The 235-nt window shown below is 54.0% G+C and carries 1 protein-coding gene; it reads left to right on the top strand.

What is annotated here, in order from left to right; translation table 11 throughout:
• Window positions 1–235 (top strand): NAD-binding protein (locus SB756_RS35440; protein ID WP_410913928.1); only part of this gene is annotated, 235 nt, incomplete at both ends.

The raw sequence follows: 235 nt of genomic DNA, 5'->3' as shown, positions 1-235 counted from the left end.
AAATTTGACCTGCGGGTCGTGCAGGGGCATGGCTCTCATCCACGCGTATTGCGGGAGGCAGGTGCCGACGACGCCGATATGCTGGTTGCTGTAACCAGTTCAGATGAAACCAATATGGTTGCCTGCCAGGTAGCCTACTCACTTTTCAACACCCCTAATCGCATCGCTCGTATCCGCTCACCAGACTACGTGCGCGATGCCGATAAGCTATTTCATTCAGATGCTGTGCCGATTG

The sequence above is a fragment of the Pseudomonas sp. SIMBA_068 genome (assembly GCF_046534705.1).
Classification (GTDB): Bacteria; Pseudomonadota; Gammaproteobacteria; order Pseudomonadales; family Pseudomonadaceae; genus Aquipseudomonas; species Aquipseudomonas putida.
This window is presented reverse-complemented; position numbering and strand designations above follow the sequence as displayed.